Below are 23,725 nucleotides of genomic sequence, written 5' to 3'. Positions count from 1 at the left end.
AAATTATTTAAGGAAGGGGTTATGGCTTTTATATATAGGAAAAGTGTTGTTACGTTGTATGGCGTTTCTTTTTCCTAATAAAAAAAGAAGCCGATCTCGTCGATGAGATCGGCTTCCTACAAATGGTTAAAATCTTTTATGTTTCACTGCTGAGCCAGTCATGCCTTTCAACTGGTCCCCTTCTGTTTCACGGATAATTTCATCTGTGACTGTGTTCGAAATGGTTGATGTCACAAGTTGAAGCAAATCATTAACATCTGTTTGTGATTGCTTAAATTCCTGTACAATCGGAATTGAATCTACTTCTTTATGAAGACCTTCAAGCTTGTCTTCCACCTTCTTCAATGCTTCATGCTTTTGATAATGTTGGAGATTGACTGCTTCTTGTTGATACATTTTTATCTTGCCAATTAACTTTTGTACTTTATCATTTTCGTTAATCTTTTCTTCTGCACGTTTAAAGAAGTCTACTTCTTCCGTTGAAGAGATCATTTTAGCAAGCTCTTCTGCCTGTTTAATTACTTCTTCTCTAGTGTATTCTGCCATTATTGACTCACCTCTACCGTTTTTACGAGCTCACCATTTAGGCTCCATGTCTTTGCATCATTAATCTTAACATTCACTAATTCACCAATCATACTCTTAGGTGCTTGGAAATGCACAACCTTGTTCGTACGTGTATGACCAGAAAGTACGTCTGGGTTCTTTTTACTCTCGCCTTCTACAAGTACTTCAACAACTTCACCAACAAGCGCTTTATTTTTCTTTAAGAAAATCTCATTCATCACAGCATTTAAACGATGTAATCGTTCTTTCTTCACTTCCATAGGAACGTTGTCTTCCATCTTCGCTGCGGGGGTGCCGTCTCTTGGTGAATAAATAAACGTGAACGCCATGTCATACTCAACTTCCTTCACGAGTGACAATGTTTCTTCAAACTGTTCATCTGTTTCATTAGGAAAACCAACAATGATATCTGTCGTAAATACTGCATTAGGTATCTTCGTTTTAATTTTGTCGACAAGCTTAAGATAATGTTCACGACTATATTTTCTAGCCATTAATTTAAGGACATCCGAACTCCCATGTTGAACTGGGAGATGAATATGCTCAACTAAGTTTCCACCCTTCGCTAACACATCAATCAAGTGGTCATCAAAATCTCTCGGGTGACTTGTTGTAAATCTAACTCGCGGAATATCAATCTTTCGTATTTCATCCATTAAATCGCCTAGACCATAATCCACTTCTTCTAAGTCTTTCCCATAAGCGTTTACGTTTTGACCTAGCAACGTAATTTCTTTATATCCATTTCTAGCGAGGTGACGTACTTCCTCGATAATATCTTCTGGATGTCGACTCCGTTCCTTACCACGTGTATATGGAACAATACAATATGTACAGAATTTATCACAGCCGTACATAATGTTGACCCAGCCTTTAATATTTCCTTTTCGTACTCTAGGAAGGTTTTCAACGATATCCCCTTCCTTAGACCAAACCTCAATGACCATCTCTTTATTAAAGATGGCATTCTTAATCAATTGTGGTAAACGATGAATATTGTGTGTTCCAAATATTAAATCAATATGTTGGTGTTTCTGTAAAATCTTATTTACAACAGATTCTTCTTGAGACATACAGCCGCAAACACCGAGAATCAAACCAGGCTTTTCAAGTTTCAATGGTTTCAAATGTCCAATCTCACCAAACACTTTATTTTCAGCATTTTCTCTGATGGCACATGTATTTAACAAAATAACATCCGCTTCATTTGTGTCTGTTGTTGACTCGAATCCCATATCAGAAAGGATACCTGCCATAACTTCGGTATCGTGCTCATTCATTTGACAACCATAAGTGCGAATCATGAACTTTTTACCTACGCCGATGTTTTGTAGGTCTTCATCAATGGTAAAGTCTTTATGAAATTGAACCTTTTCTTTCCCTCTTCTTTTTGCATCTTTTAGAGAAGGTGGTTGATAGGTTGTTTGAAAGTATTTTGAATAATCCTTTTCACTCGTATCTTGTTTCGTTGAATCTATAATGTGAGTTTCTTTCTTCAAACTGCCTCACTCCTAACTACTTACTACCTATATTTCATGTGTAAAGCATTCTTTGTACATAACTCGTTTATTATAACAAATTCATAACCTCTTGACCATTAAGTAATGGGCAGTATTTGTTCCATAAAAGACAAAAACAAGGGCAAGTAAAATGAATTCTACTTACCCTTGATCTAATTCATACATCCTATTTAAAAGCTTACTTAATAATATTTAGCTCTTTACCTGCTTTTTCAAATGCATCCAAGGCTTCTTGAAGCTCTTCTTTCGTATGTTGGGCTGTTACGATTGTACGGACTCTCGCTTGACCTTTTGCTACTGTTGGGAATCCGATTCCCTGTGCAAATACGCCATATTCAAATAGCTTGTCTGAAAGCTCGTGACAAAGGGTCGCATCTCCAACAATTACTGGTGTAATTGGGGTTTCACTTTTACCAGTGTCAAACCCTAGTTTTTGTAAGCCATCCTTGAAGAATTTCGCATTGTCCCATAACTTATCAATTAGTTCAGGTTCTTCTAGTAGTACATCAATCGCAGCAGAACATGCTTCAGTTACTGCAGGGGGATGAGATGTACTAAACAGGAACGGGCGTCCTTTATGGACTAAATAATCTCTCAACGCTTGAGTACTAGCTACGTAACCACCTAATACACCAATCGCTTTACTTAAAGTACCCACTTGAATATGAACACGTCCATTGAGATCAAAGTGATCAATTGAACCGCGACCATTTCTTCCTAATACACCACTTGAATGCGCATCATCTACCATTAGAATCGCATCATACTTTTCGCAAAGTTCAACGATTTCAGGTAATGGCGCGATATTACCGTCCATTGAGAAAACACCGTCTGTTACAACTAGACGAACTCTATATTCAGCAGATTCCTTTAGTGCTCTTTCTAAGTCCTCTACGTCGACGTGCTTATAAATTTTACGTGCTGCTTTCGTCAACCGGATCCCATCAATGATCGAAGCATGGTTCAATTCATCTGAGATTACAACATCCTCTTTACCTAATATAGAGGATAAGACCCCTTGGTTTGTCGTAAATCCTGATTGAAATACAAGTGAAGCTTCAGTATGTTTAAACTCCGCTAGTTTACGCTCAAATTCTTCGTGCATGCTTAACGTTCCAGCGATCGTTCGAACTGATCCTGTACCAACACCGTATTTCTCAACCGCATTTAAAGCAGCTTGCTTCATACGTGGGTGATCGGTTAATCCTAAATAGTTATTAGAGGAGAGTTGAATAACTTCTTTCCCTTTAATGACTACTTTTGATCCTTGCTCTGTTTCTAAAGGAATCAATTCACGGAATACACCTTCGGATTTCATTTCGTCCAATTCGTTTTGTAGATACTCAAAACCTTTCATTGTTCATTCCTCCTATCATAATCATCATTGCTTTTAAAAATGAATTCTTGCTAAATTTTTCAGGTGAATATAAATTTCATTAAGCAAAACATAGCTATTATGGTTTTAGTACGACTTTTCCACATTTCCCTTCTAGCATCAAGTCGAACCCTTTTTCAAAGTCCTCAAGTGAAAATTCATGTGTAATCATTTTCTTGACATCAACTTGTCCAGATTCCAACAATCCAGCTACTTGGCGCCATGTTTCATACATTTTACGTCCCGTAATTCCTTGTACAGTAATACCTTTAAACACGATATCGTTTGTAATATCAACTTGTACAGGCTTGACAGGTAAGCTAAGGATCGACATGCGACCTCCGTTTGTTAGCATTTTGAACCCTTGGTCGATCGCGACTGGATGACCAGACATTTCACAGACAACTTCAACACCGTTTCCATCAGTCAATTCCATAGCGACTTGCACTGGGTCTTGTTCTTTAGAATTAACGATAGTCGTCGCACCCATTTCTTTTGCTAGCTCCAACCGATATTCATTTAAATCATAGGCTATCACTTGTGATGCGCCTGCTGCTTTAGCCACACCTACAGCCATTAATCCGATTGGTCCGCAACCAATGATCGATACCGTTTTTCCAGCGACATCTCCAGCAAGCACGGTATGGACAGCATTTCCCATAGGTTCTTGAACTGAACCGACTGACATCGGCATTTCAGCGTCATTTTTCCATAGGTTCTTTGCAGGTAATGCTACATACTCCGCAAAGCATCCGTCAATATCTACACCTATAATTTTTGTGTTGCGACAAATATGTGCGTTTCCTGTCAAACATTGCGGACATTCTCCGCATACGATGTGCGTTTCAGCAGAAACTGAATCACCGATCTTCACATTTGTTACATCTTCACCAATCTCTACGACTTCCCCAGCAAATTCATGTCCGAAAACATATGGAGGATTAACACGACTAGCTGACCACTCGTCCCAAGCATAAATATGTACATCTGTCCCACAAATTGATGTTGCTTTCACTTTAATAAGTACTTCGTTTTCATTTATTTGAGGGATGTCCACCATCTCTAACCTTGCGCCTTTATCACGATGGTGTTTTACAATCGCTTTCATTTTTCCGTTCAAGATGAACACTCCTTTAAGTTTAAACAATAAGTTCCCTAGAAAATTGTATCATGACAACATTCGAGAGTAAAGACGTGTCCTTCTCACGCGAACAGCTGCACATCACTGCTGGATGAAGACTCTATCATCAGTCTTTGCATCAACAAATAAACTATACCCGAAAATCTCGGACTAAAAAAGTAACCCTGTTAGTGTTGTTGTTGATTTAGTAGGTCGCTTCCGTTTTTCTAATGCCGTCGGAAAGGTAATGAGTTTTAAAAATAACATTTATCTGGACCAAAAAGTAAAAAGCCCCTAACCGTAAAAGGAGGGGCTTCATGAACGCAGTCATTACATAAATTCAGAGACCAGTTTTTCAAATTGTTTTTCATCGATACTTAGGTCTGCCTTTGAAAGTGCAGTTTCACTATATCCATGGGCAAGATCCTGATATGACTTCTTCTCAGTATTCTGATAGATCAAACCTTTAACAAGTCCATTGTTTTCCATCAACGTTTGCATGGCAACCATTCGATTGTTCGCATCATAATTCTCAATATCAGATAAACTAACAAGGTTTTCTTTAAACCAATCATACGTATTTACCTTGTTGTATGTTACACAAGGGCTGAATACATTTATGAGTGAGAATCCTTCATGTTGAATGCCTTGTTCAATTAATGAAGTCAATTCTTTCAAGTCACTCGAGAAGCTTTGGGCTACAAAAGTCGCTCCTGCAGTCAACGCTGTCTCCATAATAGAAATGGACGACTCTACAGAACCTTCAGGTGTACTTTTTGTTTTAAAGCCAAAATCTGAACGGGGAGAAGTTTGACCTTTAGTTAATCCGTAAATTTGGTTATCCATTACGATATACGTAACATTGATATTACGGCGAATTGCGTGGATCGTGTGCCCCATACCAATTGCAAATCCATCACCATCTCCACCAGAAGCAATTACTGTAAGATCACGGTTCGCCATCTTAACACCTTGAGCAATTGGTAGAGAACGACCATGAATCCCGTGGAAACCATATGAATTAATGTAGCCAGAAATACGACCGGAACACCCAATACCTGATACAACTGCTAAATCATCAGGTTCTAGACCGATGTTTGCTGAAGCACGTTGGATTGCTGCTTGTACTGAGAAATCTCCACAACCTGGACACCAATTTGGTTTTACTTGGTTACGAAAGTCTTTAAATGTTGCCATCTTATAACAGCTCCTTGCATTTTGCGTAAATTTCTGAAGGCAAGAATGGGTTGCCGTTGTATTTCAGTACATTATTAATTTTATCTAAGTTTCCAATATTCATTTTCATGATATTCGCAAGTTGTCCAGTCGAGTTGTTTTCTACTACAACTACCTTCTTAGCTGAGTCAACAAGTTCTTTCATCTCTTCAGCAGGAAATGGATGTACGAGTCGAACGTGCGCATGATTCACCTTGATGCCATCCTCTTCTAGACGAGGCATCATTTCTTCGATCGCCCCTCTCGTAGAGTTGAAACCAACGACGAGTAAATCCGCATCTTCATGTTTTTTATTTGTAAAAATAGGTTGATTGAACTTCAAGTTGTTCAGCTTACGATGACGCTTATCCATCATTGCCTGACGATTGGATGCAACTTCAGAAGGCTTTCCAGTTTGATCGTGTTCAACACCTGTAACATGGTGTATACCACTCTTTTGTCCTGGGATGACACGTGGTGAAACACCATCTTCTGTCACTTCGTATCGCTTGAAATATTCCTTTGCTTCAAGCTCAGGTAGCTCACCTTGTTGTAATTTTCCGCGACGGATTTCAACCTTGCTATAATCTAGAGGTTGAACAGACTGTTTACCTAACGATAACTGCAAATCAGAGAGTAGAATAACTGGGCATTGATATTCCTCAGCAATATTCAATGCTTCTACAGCATCATAGAAGGCTTCTTCCGCTGTACTTGGCGCCATTACGACTTTAGGGATTTCTCCATGTGTACCATAGATCATCGCCATTAAGTCAGATTGCTCCTGCTTTGTTGGAAGTCCGGTTGATGGACCGCCTCGTTGTGTATCCACAATAACGAGAGGTGTCTCTGTAATACCAGAAAGTCCGATTGCTTCCATCATTAATGAAAGACCGGGACCTGCTGATGCAGTAATAGTACGTACCCCAGCATAATTCGCACCGATTGCCATTGTTGCAGCAGCAATTTCATCCTCTGTTTGTATCACTGTTCCACCGTAATCTGGTAAGTGTTTGATCATATATTCCATAATTTCAGAAGCAGGTGTAATTGGATAAGCAGACATGAAACGCACGCCACCTACTAGAAATCCTAGTGAAATCGCGTCGTTACCAATCATGAACATTCGTTTCTTGCCGTCGGCCTTTTCAAGTTGAAGTCTCTCAATTGGACCACCAGCTTGTTCATTGAAATATTCAGCACCTTGACGAAGTGCTTCCATATTCTTTTCTACGACTTTATCACCTTTACGCCCATATACTTCTTGAACAATTTCTCGGTATTCTTCAGTTGATTGGCCAAGAATGGCACTTGTTGCCCCAATAGCAACCATATTCTTCATTAACGATGTACCTAAGTCATTCGCAATTTCTGTGAATGGGACTGCAAATAATTTAGCTTTACAGTCTTCTGGAGCTGTTGGATTAAATTTGGAGTCTGCTATAATAATACCTTCACTATGTAGTTCGTGGTAGTTTACATCAATTGTTTCTTGGTCAAACGCAACCAGTATGTCTAAATCGTCTGAAACTGCACCGATATCTTTTGTAGAAACACGAATCTTGTTGTTCGTGTGACCACCTTTAATTCGAGAAGAAAAGTGGCGGTAAGTATATAGGTAATAACCTAGTCGGTTTTGAGCAAGTGAAAATACTTCACCAGTACTATCAATTCCTTCACCTTGTTGTCCGCCAACTTTCCATGAAAGTTGATCTACCATGTAGAACTCCACCCCTTCTTTTGTTCCAATCTTTAAAACTCATACTATATCGAAATACTCTTTCAACCAAATAGATGGTATTATGTAAAACCTTCTAAAATTTGGGAAGAAAAAATGGTCTATAACGTTTTCAATAATAGACCTAACACTATAAAAATGCAAGTATTCTGACGAAAATCATCCCACCTATTTGACTACTTCAAATATACTAAAAACAGATGCGATTGTAAAAATTGTTAAAACAAAATCCTCTAACATTATCTTCTGAAAAATGCTTCAACAACTCATTTATGAGACTTTCGTACCCAAATATCGATTCCAAACCTCTTACTGTTTCCGAGATACCATCAAAATCAGATCCAAATCCGATGTTGTTTACGCCTCCCATCGATGCTACATAATCTATATGTTTGATGACTTCATTCATATAAACTGGAGAACGCTCACTCAAAAAGTAAGGAACGAATGTTATACCAATTACACTATTCTTTTTAATTAACGCTTTAATTTGTTGATCATTTAAATTTCTCGGATGATTACAGAGCGCCCTAACATTAGAATGAGATGCAATAACATAGTTTGTATGTTGGAGTACATCCCAAAAACCAGCCTCTGTTAAATGCGATACATCCGTCCACACCTTTTCCTTATGAAGAAGTTGTACCGCTTGTTTTCCGAGATTGGATAGACCAGATTGTCGCTCTTCAAGAACTCCATCTGCTAAGTCATTTGCGTAATTCCAAGTAAGCCCAACTGAACGTACACCTAATTGAATGAGTGTTGATAACCGCGTTAAGTCATTCGCTACTGGTCCACACCCTTCGAGGGTGAGCATAACCCCAACTTCATGTTCCCTTAACTGTAGGATATCTTCTTTCGAGCTGACCATCTTCAAATCAGGATAGGGCTTGACGACCTTTTCATGAAAGATGTGAATCATATCTATTGCAGCTTGAAACCTAGCATCTCCAACAACATCATCAGGTACAAAAATTGCAAAGCATTGTACCTTTGATCCTACACATTTCATTCCTTGGTAGGATACTTGTAGGTCATTTGAACTTCTAAGCGTAAGTTGAGGATCCCTCCACATCTTCAATAAGGCATCACAATGTGCATCGAACACCATCAATGTCATCATCCCCTTGAGAAATCGAAACAAATTGTTCCGTTTCAGCTATACAGTATTGGTATTTTGGATTCATTCTAAACTAAATTATTCGAGAAAATAAATCAAAAGAAAACCTGGTACCTAATACATTAGGTGCCAAGTTCGATAATCCTTCTGTTACACGGTAATTTATTATGTAAACTACTTCTCGATTTGAATCCCTGCACACTAAAAACCTGTTTGTTCAATACCGAACAAACAGGTTAAGTGACATTATCGCGGTTCAACAATTAATTTAATCGCTGTTCTTTCTTCGCCTTCAATCATGATATCTGTAAATGCAGGGATACAAATGAGGTCAACTCCACTGGGTGCTACAAATCCTCGTGCAATCGCTACAGCTTTCACTGCTTGGTTCAAGGCACCGGCACCGATCGCCTGAATTTCGGCATTACCACGTTCACGGAGGACTCCGGCTAATGCGCCAGCTACAGAATTTGGATTGGACTTTGCTGAAACTTTTAATATTTCCATGATTTGTACCTCCTTATTGATATCCTACCACTTCTACTATATTCAGGATATGAGCTTGTATTCCTCCTAAATACCGATAAAGTCAATAATACTTGAATGAAGTACATTTGATTTCATAAAAGACAAAGAAACAAATATGAGCTACTGTTTAACATGTTTAGTGAACAATGCAAGACATACCTGATAAGAATATAGCGGTTACTTGCCATTTCCCTTCTGTTAATTGAACAAAACTACAAAATTAATCGTGAAATGGATGGTCCTCATTAATCTGGATTCGTTTAATCGATTTCGCTAGACCGGTCTCCTTATGTAAATCGATTACGACTCCACTTAACTGTTCCCGACCATTTTCTACTTCAAACCTGACTGGTAAATTTGTCAGAAATTTTTTAAGAACTGCTTCTTTACTCATTCCGAGGATCCCATCATAAGGACCTGTCATGCCAACATCCGAAATGTATGCCGTTCCCCCTGTTAGAACACGGTTATCAGAGGTTTGGACATGGGTATGGGTCCCTACTACAGCTGAGACTCTTCCATCCAAATACCAACCCATCGCTTGCTTTTCACTTGTAGCTTCAGCGTGGAAATCTACAAAAATATATGGTGTGCGTGATCGAACTTTTTCAATAATCTCATCTGCTTTTTGAAACGGACAATCTAAAGGCGGCATGAAAGTCCTACCTTGTAAGTTGATGATTGCAACTTCTACGTTATTAATTTTCACAAACGTATATCCTTGCCCAGGCGTCCCTTCAGGAAAGTTAGCTGGACGAACCATTTGTGGCACATCATCTATGAACTCGAATATTTCTTTATTGTCCCACGTATGATTTCCCATCGTAATGGCTTGTGCACCCCACTGCTTTAAATTACGCGTGATTTTTTCGGTAATCCCTCTACCATGGGCTGCATTTTCACCATTAACAATTGTTAAAGTCGGCTTGTATTTAGATTTTAATTTCGATAAATACGTTTCCACCATTGAACGACCTGGTGAACCAACTACATCTCCTACAAACAAAATTCTCATGTTAAGACTCCTTTTATGTAAAATTTCAACTTCACTTACTATGCCATCTTCGATTTAGTCTGTCCATTTTTGTGAAAAGAGCACAAGCACTACGACTAGTCACAGGGCGTTTTTGCTATTCAAAAAAAATAAAGTGGCGTAATCGCCACTTTATTTCGCATACTCGACTGCTCTCGTTTCACGGATAACCGTTACTTTAATATGTCCAGGGTAGTCGAGTTCACCTTCGATCTTCTTCGTTATATCCCGTGCCAATCTATGGGATGCAATATCATCCACCATATCTGGGCGAACCATTATACGAATTTCTCGACCAGCTTGAATCGCAAAGGATTTCTCAACACCTTCAAATGACTCAGAAATCTCTTCAAGCTTTTCAAGTCGCTTGATGTACGTTTCAAGCGTTTCCCTTCTCGCTCCTGGTCGGGCAGCAGATAGTGCATCTGCAGCAGCGACTAAGACTGCGATGATGGAAGTCGGTTCCGTATCACCATGGTGGGAAGCAATACTGTTAATGACGACTGGGTGCTCCTTATATTTCACACCAAGTTCTACACCAATCTCAACGTGACTTCCTTCCACTTCATGATCAATCGCTTTACCGATATCATGGAGCAATCCGGCCCTTCGTGCGACTGTCACGTCTTCACCAAGTTCAGCAGCCATCAATCCTGCGAGGTGAGCAACCTCCATTGAGTGTTTAAGTACATTCTGACCATAACTCGTACGGTACTTCAGTCTTCCCAATACTTTAATCAAGTCAGGATGTAAACCATGTACACCCATTTCAAAGGTCGTTTGTTCACCGATTTCTCGAATATACTCGTCAACTTCTCTTCTAGACTTATCCACCATTTCTTCAATGCGAGCAGGGTGAATGCGTCCATCAGATACGAGCTTATCAAGTGCAATTCTGGCAATCTCTCTCCTAATCGGATCGAATCCAGAAAGAATGACCGCTTCCGGTGTGTCATCAATAATTAAGTCAATCCCCGTTAACGTTTCAAGAGTACGGATATTACGTCCTTCACGTCCGATGATTCTACCTTTCATCTCATCGTTCGGCAGATTTACAACAGATACTGTTGTTTCTGCGACGTGGTCAGCTGCACAACGTTGGATGGCAAGAGATAAAATCTCTTTCGCCTTTTTGTCGGCTTCTTCTTTCGCGCGATTTTCGCTCTCTTTAATCATTGCACCAAGTTCATGGTCTATTTCAGACTGCGCTTGATCCATGATCATTTGCTTCGCTTCATCGCGTGAAACTCCAGATAACCGTTCGAGTTCCAGTTGCTGTTGCTGCAACACATGCTCCACTTTGCTTTCCATCTCTTCAATTTGTTGTTGTTTTTTGGTGAGAGAATCCTCCCTTTTTTCTAATGATTCCTCTTTCTTATCTAAGGTTTCACTTTTACGGTCAAGGACCTCTTCTTTTTGTACCAAGCGATGTTCTTGTTTTTGAAGTTCAGATCTGCGTTCACGAATTTCATTTTCGGCGTCGACTCGTTGCTTATGAATCTCATCTTTCGCTTCGAGCAACGCTTCTTTTTTGCTAGCTTCAGCTTCACGCTTTCCATCTTCGATAATCTGCTTCGCTGCATGCTCGGCACTCGAAATCTTCGCTTCAGCAATGGATTTACGAACAAGATATCCAACAACTGCAAATAGAACTGCAGAGACAAGCACACTGGAGATGAGGACAATTGTATTTGTATCCATACCTATCACCTCCTCTTGCTATCTAATTGTTGGTTGTAAAATTGAATAGTTTTAACAAGCTAGCTATTCACATACAGCGGTTTTCATTGTTTAACAATTGTTAAAGTAATCAAACAATATAACCTAATTGTATAGTTGTCTATTTTCAATGTCAAGAGCTGACAGAACGCACTTACATTACCAATCAGATTGGGAGTTTTTCTATCAAATGAAGGTTTAATATTATGAGAAATTTCATATTTTGAAGTTGAAGATAGAAATACTTTATGAGTAAGGAAATGAAAGAGTTACATTAAGAACGGTTCGACTGTGGACTTTTCGAATTCTTCCTTGTCTGATAGTTCATATAGATTCGTTTTCGTAAGGGTGTATCTCCTACCATTTAACTTCAATTCTAATTTGTTGAGCAGATAATTTGCGGTATGAGGGGATATTTTTGAGGAAATTTCTTATTTCATTATTTTGCAGATTTGAGAGATGAGGAGTCCATAATCGGCAATAGCTGCATGATGTGCTGTTTTTGAAGTTGCGAGGCATGAAGAGCAAATCCACTTAGCACGCTTCCAATCCATTTCATATCTATTCAACACTCCTTTTAATAGATTTAAAGTGAATATTCGGTTTTTATGTTTAAAAACCTTCATTTTTTTGATTTTAGGGGCTTCACTTTAATCGTACAGGTCTAATAAATGGATGATCTAGAAAAATAAAAAGTTATCTAGAAAAAGCTCTTCTAAAACGAAAAGATACCCGATTCCGGGTATCTTCATTATTGATATTATACGAGTGAGTCGTTTTCTTCTTCTTCAGATGCAGCTGCTTCTTCTGTCGCTGCTCCCTCACCGTTCAATTTGTAGTATGAACGAACCTGCTGGTTAATCTCGGATTCTATGGCTGTGTTTTCCTTCAAGAACTGCTTCGAGTTCTCACGGCCTTGACCAAGACGTTCTCCATTAAAGGAGTACCAAGCTCCGCTCTTTTGCACGATTTCGATATTCGATCCGATATCGAGAATTTCACCTTGTTTAGAAATTCCCTCACCATACATGATGTCAACCTCAGCTGTTCTAAACGGAGGTGCCACCTTGTTCTTAACAACTTTAATTCTCGTTTTGTTACCAACCATGTCGTTACCTTGTTTTAAGGTTTCAGCACGGCGTACTTCAAGACGGACGGATGAATAGAACTTCAATGCACGTCCTCCAGGAGTTGTTTCTGGATTTCCAAACATTACGCCGACCTTCTCACGAATTTGGTTGATGAAGATCGCAGTTGTTTTCGATTTGCTGATTGCTCCTGAAAGCTTTCGGAGTGCTTGTGACATGAGTCGAGCTTGTAGACCGACGTGAGAGTCACCCATTTCCCCTTCAATTTCAGCTTTCGGTACAAGTGCTGCGACTGAGTCGATGACTAGAATATCGACTGCACCGCTTCGAACCAATGCTTCAGCAATTTCTAGTGCTTGTTCACCTGTGTCTGGCTGAGACAATAACAATTCGTTGATGTCAACGCCTAACTTTTCGGCGTAAACAGGGTCTAAAGCGTGCTCCGCATCGATAAATGCGGCTTGACCACCGTTACGTTGCGATTCTGCAATTGCGTGAAGTGCTACGGTCGTCTTACCGGAAGATTCAGGTCCGTAAACTTCGATTATTCTACCTCGCGGATATCCACCTACGCCAAGTGCGATATCGAGTGCAAGAGATCCGCTCGAAGTTGTGGAAACACGATTTTCAGCTTGTTCCCCAAGCTTCATGACAGATCCTTTACCAAATTGCTTTTCTATTTGTCGTAATGCCATATCTAATGCAGCTTTGCGATCACTCATGAAATCACTCCTATTCATTAACTAGTTTCATCATACCGTTTTTCTTACAGTTTGCCAATACTTTTTACGAACATTTATTCGCATACAATGAATTATTGAGTCAGTTGTTTCAATTCGTCTAATAAGTAAAAATGACCATAGTTGACTGTTCTACTTCTCACTGCATTTCGGCTACCTGCTAAGTTCAATGGAAATACCTTGGTACCCGCACCGGTCGCAATCCCAATAAAGACTGTACCAGGTGTTTTGCCTTCCATTTCGTTCGGCCCCGCAACACCAGTAAAGCCAATGCCGATATCACTGTTGAAGAGTGATTTAATATTTTCAGCCATCATCCGTGCACACGTTTCACTAACAGCACCTTGTTCTTCTAATACGCTTTCCGGGATTTGTAGATGGTCTCTTTTGATTTCATTTTGGTAACAGACGATCCCGCCTAAGTATACTTGTCCAATGCCAGATAATTTCGTAAGATCGTGGCCGTAATAACCACCTGTCAAACTTTCTGCACATGCAAGTGTAAGATCAGAGGCTTGTAACTTCTTCATAACCTCATTAGCCAGGCTTGTATCGTCATAACCGTAAAAGTATTTTCCTACACGCTCGAAAATACGATTTTCTAACTCATTGATCAGCTCATCACCTTCAGCTTTAGACTGGCACTTTGCAGTCAACCTGAGCGTCACTTCAAAATTCCCCGCAAGCGGAGCGATAGTCGGATTGGTTTGATGATCAATCAAATCAATCAATTTGGTCTCAAGTGTTGATTCCCCAATTCCATAAAAGCGGAGTACTCTTGAATGGATAAATGACTCTTCACCACTACCGAATTGCTTTAAATAAGGAATTGCGTAATCTAGAAACATCGGTTGCATTTCTTTAGGCGGGCCAGGTAACAGAATGTAGGTCTTACCATCTTGTTGAAGGGCTATGCCGGGTGCCATCCCATTGTTGTTTGGGAGCACTTCAGCACCATCAAATACGAGCGCTTGCCTTCTGTTATTCTCGGACATTGTTTGTCCTGTTTTCTCGTAATAATCTTCAATGAGATCCATTGCTTCTTTATTCTCAACTAAAGAGACACCCAAATACTCAGCAATTGTTTCTTTCGTTAAATCATCCTTTGTTGGACCTAATCCACCTGTAAAAATGATTAAGTCGGAACGAGAGGCTGCGTTCTCAATACTATTTAATAGTCGTTGTTTGTTATCGCCGACAACCGTATGATAAAAAACGTTAATGCCTTCGTCAGCTAATTGTTTTGATATGAACTGACCATTTGTATTAACAATTTGTCCTAATAACAGCTCAGACCCAATTGCAATAATTTCTGCATTCATCTTTCCTCACCTCATTAAATCTGATCTAGTTTTTACTTTTTAAACGAAAAATGATAAACCGCCCTCGGAAACAGGACGGTATGTTTGGATACTTATTTTGACTTTAGCATAATGTGTTTGTTTTTCATAAAATAATCCCATCCAGAAAAGACGGTGATAATCGTCGCTGCCCATAACGCGAGTTCTGCAAATGGGAACGATATCATTGTAAACGGTATGTTGTGTAATAATAAAGCTGAAATCGCAATGATTTGGATCCAAGTCTTTAGCTTTCCGAGCTGACTAGCCGCTATAACATCGCCATCTCCTGCTGCAATTAATCTTAGACCTGTAACAGCAAACTCCCGACTCAGTATTAAAATGACCATCCAAGCTGGAGCGAGTTGAAGTTCAACTAAACCAATTAACGCTGCAGTTACGAGCAGTTTGTCCGCTAATGGATCAAGAAACTTCCCTAAGTTCGTAACCATGTTGAGCTTTCTAGCATAATAGCCATCAATCCAGTCCGTACAAGAAGCAATGATGAAAATGATTGCTGCGATAAAGTGGTGGACTGGTATTTCTCCTGAGAAGGCTTCGATCGTACCCCAATCAAATGGAACGAGTAGAAACACCATAAAGACGGGTATCATTAATACACGTGAAAAAGTAATCTTGTTCGGTAAATTCATAACTTCCTCCTGTTATCATCATAAACATGTTTATTTTACCACAAACACATGAAAAGGAAACTTAATGCGCTGTGAGATTTTCCCGAAAAAAGAACAGGACTGACCTATAAAAAAGTCAATCCTGATGCTTTTATTGTGATTCGGATGTTTTTTCAAATTGAATAACAATCTTTTGGTGAACTTTATCTGATGTGTAGGTTAAAGGCTTCCCGTTGACTGTAATGCTAACAGCAGGTGTCGATCCGATATTAAATGTCACTTCAGATTCATCAGCTAGATCATACGTTAATGTTTCGCCCTTCTTAAACTCTTTCCCACCAGGCTGTACGAATTTGTTATTTGAATCTTTCACATCAATATACGAATTATCGGTCGTTTTTAATTCCACATTAAAATCCTTAGTGTCCGAAAGTTTATAGGTTGTAACGATACCTTCCGTGGAAACCTGCTCAAGCTTTTGTTCTTGTACCGGTTCTTCTTCCTCTTCAGATTTCGTTTCTGTTCCATCTTCTTCCTCAGGTTCAGAATCCGTACCAGTATTTCCATTAGACTCTGGTGATGATTCATCTGCTGGTTCCTCAGGTTGCTCAGAGTCGAAATCGTCAACATTATCCTTGTTTGGTTCAGAGCCAATGCTGCCAGCGTTGTTTGACACAAACACATAAGCAGCAACTAACAACGCACTGAGGAGTAGGACCGTGAAGATGAGTGGAAGCACTCTCGAAATCTTACTGTCTTTTGGTACACGTGTTGCTCGTGAAGACCGAGGTGCATACTCTGTTTTCCCTTGATCAGAAGCTGGAAGGTCACTTGCATGCTCTTCAAACAACTCATCTGGGTCTAAGTCAACCGCTTCTGCATAATTTTTAATAAAAGCTCTAGCATAAAATGCACCTGGAAGGACGCCATACTCCCCTTCTTCGATTGCTTGTAAATAGCGTTTCTGAATTTTCGTTTTCTCTTGTAATTCTTCGTATGATAATCCTTTACTAATACGCGCATCTTTTAAGCGCTGACCCAATTCGGTCATACTACCACCTACCACTATTCAAAATCAAAGGTTGTAACGTTCGTTTCAACGAGATCATATGTAATTTCTTGATCAGGTTCATCTCGCAACTCGATAATATAATCGAAATCTTCCATCTTATACTCGGATTCTCTAACAAAAATATCAGGATGCTCAACTATCTTAGTAGCAGGTAGTCTCATCACTTCACGAATAAGCTGCCAATGCTTCTCAGAGGAGCGTTTCAATGAAACGATACCATCTACTAAGAAAACATGGTCATTACTATATTCATCGTCAGCTAATTGATTACGGATGGTCTGTCTCAATAATGTGGAGGAAACGAACACCCAACGTTTGTTAGCACAAACACTTGCAGCAACAATGGATTCAGTCTTTCCTACTCTAGGCATCCCGCGAATTCCTATAAGTTTATGCCCATCAACCTTAAATAATTCAGCCATGAAATCGACAAGAAGACCTAACTCATCTCTAACAAAACGAAAAGTTTTCTTATCATCCGCATCCCGTTGTATGTAGCGACCATGTCGAACAGCCAATCGATCACGCAGCTTAGGCTTCCTCATTTTCGTAATCGTAATGTTATCCATCGTATCAAGGATTGTCTTTAGACGTTCGACTTGTTCAGGGTTGTGAACGAGCAAAAGCATGCCTCTTCTCATATTATCTACGCCATTGATCGTTATAATATTAATGCCGAGCATTCCAAGTAATGAGGAGATATCCCCTAGAAGTCCTGGTCGGTTTTTATGTATTTCATATTCCAAATACCATTCCTGTGCTTCCATTGCCTATCTCCTTTCAACAGTTCATCAATTTCCGACAACCTTTTCTCTAATCATAAATGATTTTCATCGTTAAGAAAAGTAAAATTAACGAAAACTTGGTAATGTTTTAACCCCTTAAAATAAGTCTGAATGATCGAATTTAAAATTCCAGACTTTAATTCCCATAAATATGACAAAATTCACTAGAAGTATATAAAAAGAAAAAGCTGATCCTGTATGAAGCAACTAATGAATTAGTCTTCGTATGGATCAGCATTCCTTCGTTTATTCTTCGTCTCGGTCTCTGCCATCAACTAGCTTGACCATCATACTTGCTATGGAGTGGCGCTCTTCTTCAGATGCTACGTTCCATAGATCGGCTAGAACTTTCTCTTCGGCATTTTTCGGTTCGACTTGCTCAGCAAGATATCCTCCGATTTCGGTGGCGATTTCTGTAATCGCTCCACCTTTCATCCCTTTTTCTTCAGCATGGCGCAAACGGCTTCCGAGAAATCCTTTCCATTCATCCCAGTTATCAAGAACAGACATGTGTAGTCCCTCCTAGAAATTAAAATCGTTCACGCCTTATCATGTCACTTTACATCAAAAATATACATGCATTTCCTCTAACAATACCAAGCTCCGTTTACTGGTAAAATATGTCCTGTAATATAGGAGGACTTGCGAGAAATTAAATACCCAACAGCATCAGAAACTTCTTCAGGGAGACCTAAACGACCAATTGGAATGTCGTCAGAAACCGCTTCGAGTTCTTCTTCAGATAATTGTTCATTCATCTTTGTCGCAATAATGCCAGGCGCTACTGCATTCACCCGTATATTACTAGGGGCGAGTTCTTTGGACAACGCTTTTACCATCGTATTCATACCACCCTTAACCATTGAATAGAGCACCTCACAAGATGCTCCAGTCTGACCCCAAATCGAGGTGATTAAGACGACAGATCCACTTTTTCGTGACACCATTTCGGGAATGATAAGTTGAAGCAATTGAAATGGGCTTTTCAATTGTAATTGCACCATACTGTCTAATTCTTTAGAAGAAACATCCGTCATTAATCCAGTATGAGAGCTACCACAATTGTAGACGAGTACGTCAACTGGCTTTTGTAGTTGTGTAATTAATTCAGAAGGTCCTTCAGGGACAGCGAGATTTGCTTGGACTAATTGACATTCAACAATAGAAGAAAGCTCCATTTGTAGTTTTTCTACGGATTGTTTGTTTTGATAATAGTGAAGATACAGATTGAACCCTTGGCTTGCCAATTCTCTTGCAATTGCAACTCCGATTTCACCGCTAGCACCTGTGACTAAAGCATACCGCTTCATAAGCTCCCCTCCTTAACAAATTTACACAAGCAGAGACTGACGATTAAGTCAGCCTCAAGCTTCTTTTATATCATGCCTTTTTCGGTCGTACTTGACAGCTAGTGAATGCCTTTGGATTAAAGTGTTCCAGAAGGATATTCTCTAAGTCCTTAATCGTGATTTTGTCATACATTTCCACGACATTAAACAAGTTCATATCTCCAAATTGAAACCGTGTAAATTGGTTTGCGATATATTCAGGTGAATTCATCGATCGTAGGAAGCTACCGATTTTCTTCTTCTTTAAACGATCGATAGCACTACTGTCAATTCCTTTTGTCTTTTCCGCTTCAATCATTTCAGTGATTCGTTCGGCTAACAAGTCTGGATCAGTCGTATCCCCACCTAGAAGTGAGAAACCAAAATCTGTTTCTTCAGTGTAATCGAATGAAAATGACTGATCAATCAACCCTTCACTGTACAAGGACTCATAGTTCGTTGAACTTTGGCCGAAGAGGTAATCTAAAAGTAGGTTCATGCCCAGTTCATACTTTAATCTCTCGTCTCCGAAACGACCTGGACTAGCTTGTTTGTAGCCAACCATACACTTCGGTGTCTGTACAGTCATTTTGATCACAGACTTTTTCTTTGCGACTTCAGGTGGTTCATTATCAAAATACCGCTCAATCTTTGATGGGGGCTCAAATTCCTTTGCCGATTGATTAGATTTAATAAATTTCATTATTTCCGGTGGGTCTATATTTCCAACAACGAACAGCAACATGTTGCTCGGATGGTAGAACGTTTCATAACACGTATACAGATCATCTTTCGTAATATCAGAAATTGAAGAAACGGTCCCTGCAATATCAATTTTAACTGGGTGATGGTGGAACATATTTTCAATCACACCGAAATATACACGCCAATCTGGATTATCATCATACATCTCAATTTCTTGACCGATGATGCCTTTCTCTTTCTCGACTGTTTCTTCAGTGAAATATGGAGCTTGAACAAAATCCATTAACGTTTCCAAGTTTTGTTGAACATTTGTTGTACTTGAAAACAAATATGCAGTCCGCGTAAATGATGTGAAGGCATTTGCTGATGCACCTTGTTTACTGAAATCTTGGAAGACATCTCGATCTTCCTTTTCAAACAGTTTATGCTCTAGGAAGTGGGCGATTCCATCAGGTACTTTCACCGGCTCGCTTGCTCCAAGTGGAGTGAAATGATTGTCTACCGAGCCGTATTTTGTAGTAAAAGTCGCATACGTCTTATTGAACCCTTTTTTGGGTAGGATATATACTTGCAATCCATTCTCTAGCGTTTCCGAGTAAAGTGTTTCTTGTAATTGATCAAAGTAAATCTCTTTCATCATTCTTGACCCTCCCCTTTCAGGAAATAGATCGTATCTAAAGAAATGGTTGCAGCTGCATCAATTACATCCTCCATCGTTACAGCCTGAATTCCTTCAAGCCAATCATCTATTGATCGCTCTACTCCTGACATCTTAGAGTTGTATAATAAATCCACCCAACTATTTGGGTTATCAACAGATTCTAGAATTTGATTCCTGAGCATTTCCTTTGTTTGCTCGAGCTCTCCAACAGAAATATCTCCATTCTTCATTTTATCCATTTGTTCTCGGATGATAGACACTGCTTGATCATAATTCTTGAATTCTATTCCTGACATGACGAAAATTGCTCCGACATGGCTCTCGATTCTAGAAACTGCATAGTAAGCAAGGCTCGCTTTCTCTCGCACATTAATAAACAGCTTTGAATGAGAGAAACCTCCAAATATACCGTTAAACACTTGTACAGCGAAATACTCTGGATCAGAAAAGGTAATCGACGTACGGTACCCCATATGAAGTTTACCTTGTTTAACGTCCTGCTCATCATAGATTACTTTTTCTTTCTCTTTCCTGTTCAGTGGTGGTACTGACGGATTGTGATCATGGTTTCTCGTAGATAAAGGAAATTTGGATTCAAACGTTTCCATAACTCGGTCTCCATCTATATCACCAACTACGTAAATGTCTATTTCATCATGCTCTATGACATCTTGATAATACGCAAAAAGCTCTTCTGACGTAATGGAATCTACCTCTTCTTCGTTACCGAAGGCATGCAATGCATATCGATTTCCTTTGAACATTTCTTCAATGAGTCTTTTATTTGCAAATCGCATTTTGTCATCATAAATCGACTGTATTTTCTGCTTAAGTACTCTTTTTTCTTTATTTACATTTGACTCTTCAAATTTGTTTCCATCGTTCAATGGATGAAGAAGAACTTCTGCCAAAAAAGATAAAGACTGTTCAAGTAGAGGAGTTTGGTCTAACAGAAACTTCTCATTTGAAACGTCCATGCGGATTGTAATAATTTGATATTCGCCTTTCTTCCCTACAGATGTAACAAATCCTGCTCCATACATTTCCTCTAATAACCTGTGAATATGTAACGAGGATGGATAGGATTTTGTCCCAGCTTTCAACACTTGTGAAAGAAGTGCACGTTTCGTAACGTCCTTTTCTTCTATCTTTCGTTTGATCTGTATGGAAAATGTAGTCGTCTTATATTTTTCAGTTTCAATGAGATGAAGTGTATATCCATCAAATGGGATGACTCTTGGAGCTTTCGTTTTCGTCATATAGTAGACCTCTCCTTCTTTTTTTATTAGCTTACCCGATTAAATGCTGATTCATGAACACTTTCATCGTTATAGAGGTGGGATTACCTCCATGTGACGTAAGTATAAATTTACTGTAGGAATAAGTAAAAGAGAACCCCTCATAAAGAGAAGTTCTCTAAAAGTTACCGTTTTCCTTTTTCGTAAGGCTTACCGATTGCTTTTGGTGCGTCTGCCCGCCCAACAAAACCTGCAAGGGCAAGGATCGTTAGAACATATGGTGAGATTAATAAGAACACATGTGGAATTTCCTTGAGCAATGGTATTTGTTGTCCCGTAATACTAAGGGATTGAGCAAGTCCAAAGAATAAAGCAGCACCAAGTGCGCCTAACGGATGCCACTTCCCAAAAATCATCGCTGCTAAAGCCATGAACCCTTGACCAGCAATCGTTGAGTGTGTGAAGTTTCCACTAATGGACGTTGCATAAACTGCTCCACCTAGACCTGCGAAAGCACCACTTAGCATGACTGCAATGTAACGCATTTTAGTCACATTGACCCCCATCGTATCAGCAGCCATCGGATGTTCTCCTACAGCTCTTAGACGGAGACCGAATGGTGTCTTGAAGATGATAAACCAAACGACAAATGCGAGAGCAATCGCAACATAAGATGTGACGTATGCCTTGCCGAATAATAAAGGTCCAATAATCGGTATATCAGAAAGAAGTGGGACATCCGACTTGAAAATTCTTTCGTTCAAGTAAGGTGTTTGTCCAGCATCGAAAATTTTCTTTACTAAGAAGATTGTTAGACCTGCTGCAAGAAAGTTTAGAGCCACACCACTTACTACTTGGTCGGCTTTAAAAGTGATACTCGCAACTGCATGCAGTAAAGAGAAAATTGCTCCAATTAAGATCGCCATGACGAATGAGAACCACGGGGATGCACTTCCGAATCCCCACGTCTCGCCATAAAAAGTAAATACAGCTCCTATGAACGCTCCCATCATCATTAATCCTTCTAGACCAATGTTAACGACACCAGAACGTTCACTGAACACACCACCTAATGCAGTTAATATAAGGGGGGCAGCCGCAAAGATGGCTGTCGGTATGATGATGCCTAAAATTTGCATGAGATCCATCTAAATTTTCCCCCTTCTATTAATTCGATTTCGTAACCAATGCACAAGATAGCTTGATGCAACGAAGAATATGATTAATGCAATAACGATTGTTATCAATTCAGGCGGAACTTGAGCGACGGCTTGCATATTCAATGCCCCTATCTTCAACCCACCGAACAAGCCTGCAGCTAGAATAATTCCGATTGCACTATTTGCACCAAGTAACGCAACAGCGATGCCATCAAAACCAACACCTGTAAAGGCTGCATTGATAGTCATATACTGGTAGGTACCGAGCCCTTCCATCGCACCTGCAACACCTGCAAATGCTCCAGAAATACACATAGATAAAATAATATTTTTTGATACATTTATGCCAGCATAATTGGATGCATGTTGGTTAAATCCAACAGCACGCAGCTCATAACCAGTTGTTGTTTTCCATAGTAAATACCACATGACGATTGCACCTAATATAGCAACAACAATGCCATAATGTAATCGAGAAAAGTCCGTTATTTCCTGCAAAAACATGGACGATAAAGATGCAGAGGATTGAATTTCTTCCGTTCTTTCACCTGGTGCAAGTAAATAAGAGCGGATAATTGAGTTTGTTACGTGTAACGCAACATAGTTCATCATGATCGTTGTAATAACCTCATGGACCATGAATTTTGCCTTCAAATACCCTGGAACAAGTCCCCATAACGCACCTGCTAAAGCACCTGCCAAGATAGCAAGTGGTATATGGATGAAAGCAGGCAAACCTTCAACAGCAATTCCTACATAAACAGACGCGAGCCATCCGACCAGAAGTTGACCTTCTACTCCAATGTTAAATAAGCCTGTTCTAAAAGCAAATGCGACTGCAAGACCTGATAAAATCAATGGCGTCATTTGACGGACTGTCTCACCGATAAAGTAAGAATCCGTAAAAATGACACTAAATAGTGCGGTGTAGGCTTTAATCGGCTCATAACCGCTTGTAAGCATGATGATCCCACCGACGAGAAGGCCAAGGGCAACTGCTATGACTGGAACACTGAGTTTAAATAATAACTTTTGCAGTTT

21 protein-coding genes are annotated in these 23,725 nt (G+C 39.6%); all 21 read right to left on the bottom strand.

Annotated features, from left to right (window positions below; genetic code table 11):
- Positions 1–126: 126 nt before the first annotated feature.
- Positions 127–546: a YlbF/YmcA family competence regulator gene (locus L2716_RS05550; protein WP_236332569.1), complete on the bottom strand. Its 420-nt coding sequence runs from the start codon at positions 544–546 to the stop codon at positions 127–129.
- Entirely contained in the window at positions 546–2,066 is a 1,521-nt protein-coding gene (miaB, locus tag L2716_RS05545) for a tRNA (N6-isopentenyl adenosine(37)-C2)-methylthiotransferase MiaB (RefSeq protein WP_236332567.1), read from the bottom strand. Before miaB ends, L2716_RS05550 begins: the two co-directional genes overlap by 1 nt.
- Before the next feature lie 199 nt (positions 2,067–2,265).
- Entirely contained in the window at positions 2,266–3,444 is a 1,179-nt protein-coding gene (locus L2716_RS05540) for a glycine C-acetyltransferase (protein ID WP_236332565.1), read from the bottom strand.
- Positions 3,445–3,541: 97 nt separating this feature from the next.
- The gene (gene tdh, locus L2716_RS05535) at positions 3,542–4,582 is read right to left on the bottom strand and encodes an L-threonine 3-dehydrogenase (protein WP_236332563.1); all 1,041 of its coding nucleotides are present in this window, start codon (positions 4,580–4,582) and stop codon (positions 3,542–3,544) included.
- Between the two features lie 330 nt (positions 4,583–4,912).
- Entirely contained in the window at positions 4,913–5,779 is an 867-nt protein-coding gene (locus L2716_RS05530) for a 2-oxoacid:ferredoxin oxidoreductase subunit beta (RefSeq protein ID WP_236332560.1), read from the bottom strand.
- 1 nt (position 5,780) lies between these two features.
- Complete coding sequence (locus tag L2716_RS05525) at positions 5,781–7,517, bottom strand: 2-oxoacid:acceptor oxidoreductase subunit alpha (RefSeq protein ID WP_236332558.1); 1,737 nt, start codon at positions 7,515–7,517, stop codon at positions 5,781–5,783.
- 208 nt (positions 7,518–7,725) lie between these two features.
- Complete coding sequence (locus tag L2716_RS05520; protein ID WP_236337809.1) at positions 7,726–8,646, bottom strand: dipeptidase; 921 nt, start codon at positions 8,644–8,646, stop codon at positions 7,726–7,728.
- A gap of 255 nt (positions 8,647–8,901) precedes the next feature.
- Positions 8,902–9,162 carry a stage V sporulation protein SpoVS gene (spoVS, locus tag L2716_RS05515; RefSeq protein ID WP_236332556.1) on the bottom strand — a complete coding sequence of 87 codons (261 nt, stop codon included), beginning with the start codon at positions 9,160–9,162 and terminating at the stop codon, positions 8,902–8,904.
- Between the two features lie 241 nt (positions 9,163–9,403).
- On the bottom strand, positions 9,404–10,198 hold the full coding sequence (locus L2716_RS05510; RefSeq protein ID WP_236332554.1) for a TIGR00282 family metallophosphoesterase: 795 nt from the start codon (positions 10,196–10,198) through the stop codon (positions 9,404–9,406).
- Between the two features lie 150 nt (positions 10,199–10,348).
- Positions 10,349–11,917 (bottom strand): ribonuclease Y, encoded by a 1,569-nt coding sequence (rny, locus tag L2716_RS05505; protein ID WP_236332552.1) that lies wholly within the window; start codon positions 11,915–11,917, stop codon positions 10,349–10,351.
- Between the two features lie 778 nt (positions 11,918–12,695).
- Positions 12,696–13,745: a recombinase RecA gene (gene recA, locus L2716_RS05500; RefSeq protein ID WP_236332550.1), complete on the bottom strand. Its 1,050-nt coding sequence runs from the start codon at positions 13,743–13,745 to the stop codon at positions 12,696–12,698.
- 92 nt (positions 13,746–13,837) lie between these two features.
- A complete protein-coding gene (locus L2716_RS05495; RefSeq protein WP_236332548.1) occupies positions 13,838–15,085 on the bottom strand; it encodes a competence/damage-inducible protein A in 1,248 nt (415 codons plus the stop codon).
- Between the two features lie 92 nt (positions 15,086–15,177).
- A complete protein-coding gene (gene pgsA / locus L2716_RS05490) occupies positions 15,178–15,756 on the bottom strand; it encodes a CDP-diacylglycerol--glycerol-3-phosphate 3-phosphatidyltransferase (protein ID WP_236332546.1) in 579 nt (192 codons plus the stop codon).
- 130 nt (positions 15,757–15,886) lie between these two features.
- Entirely contained in the window at positions 15,887–16,786 is a 900-nt protein-coding gene (locus L2716_RS05485) for a helix-turn-helix domain-containing protein (protein WP_236332544.1), read from the bottom strand.
- Between the two features lie 14 nt (positions 16,787–16,800).
- Positions 16,801–17,574, bottom strand: a complete 774-nt coding sequence (locus tag L2716_RS05480) for a DUF3388 domain-containing protein (protein WP_236332542.1) — start codon at positions 17,572–17,574, stop codon at positions 16,801–16,803.
- Between the two features lie 264 nt (positions 17,575–17,838).
- Positions 17,839–18,102, bottom strand: coding sequence for a DUF3243 domain-containing protein (locus L2716_RS05475; protein WP_236332541.1), 264 nt, complete (start codon positions 18,100–18,102; stop codon positions 17,839–17,841).
- Between the two features lie 77 nt (positions 18,103–18,179).
- Complete coding sequence (gene ymfI, locus L2716_RS05470) at positions 18,180–18,902, bottom strand: elongation factor P 5-aminopentanone reductase (protein ID WP_236332539.1); 723 nt, start codon at positions 18,900–18,902, stop codon at positions 18,180–18,182.
- A 70-nt stretch (positions 18,903–18,972) separates the two neighbouring features.
- Positions 18,973–20,262: an EF-P 5-aminopentanol modification-associated protein YfmH gene (yfmH, locus tag L2716_RS05465; protein ID WP_236337808.1), complete on the bottom strand. Its 1,290-nt coding sequence runs from the start codon at positions 20,260–20,262 to the stop codon at positions 18,973–18,975.
- On the bottom strand, positions 20,262–21,545 hold the full coding sequence (gene yfmF / locus L2716_RS05460) for an EF-P 5-aminopentanol modification-associated protein YfmF (RefSeq protein ID WP_236332537.1): 1,284 nt from the start codon (positions 21,543–21,545) through the stop codon (positions 20,262–20,264). Before yfmF ends, yfmH begins: the two co-directional genes overlap by 1 nt.
- 164 nt (positions 21,546–21,709) lie before the next feature.
- Positions 21,710–22,672, bottom strand: a complete 963-nt coding sequence (locus L2716_RS05455; RefSeq protein ID WP_236332535.1) for an ABC transporter permease — start codon at positions 22,670–22,672, stop codon at positions 21,710–21,712.
- On the bottom strand, positions 22,673–23,722 hold the full coding sequence (locus L2716_RS05450) for an ABC transporter permease (protein ID WP_329610127.1): 1,050 nt from the start codon (positions 23,720–23,722) through the stop codon (positions 22,673–22,675).
- Positions 23,723–23,725 lie beyond the last annotated feature (3 nt).

The organism is Pseudalkalibacillus berkeleyi (assembly GCF_021608225.1).
Lineage (GTDB): Bacteria > Bacillota > Bacilli > Bacillales > Fictibacillaceae > Pseudalkalibacillus > Pseudalkalibacillus berkeleyi.
This window is presented reverse-complemented; position numbering and strand designations above follow the sequence as displayed.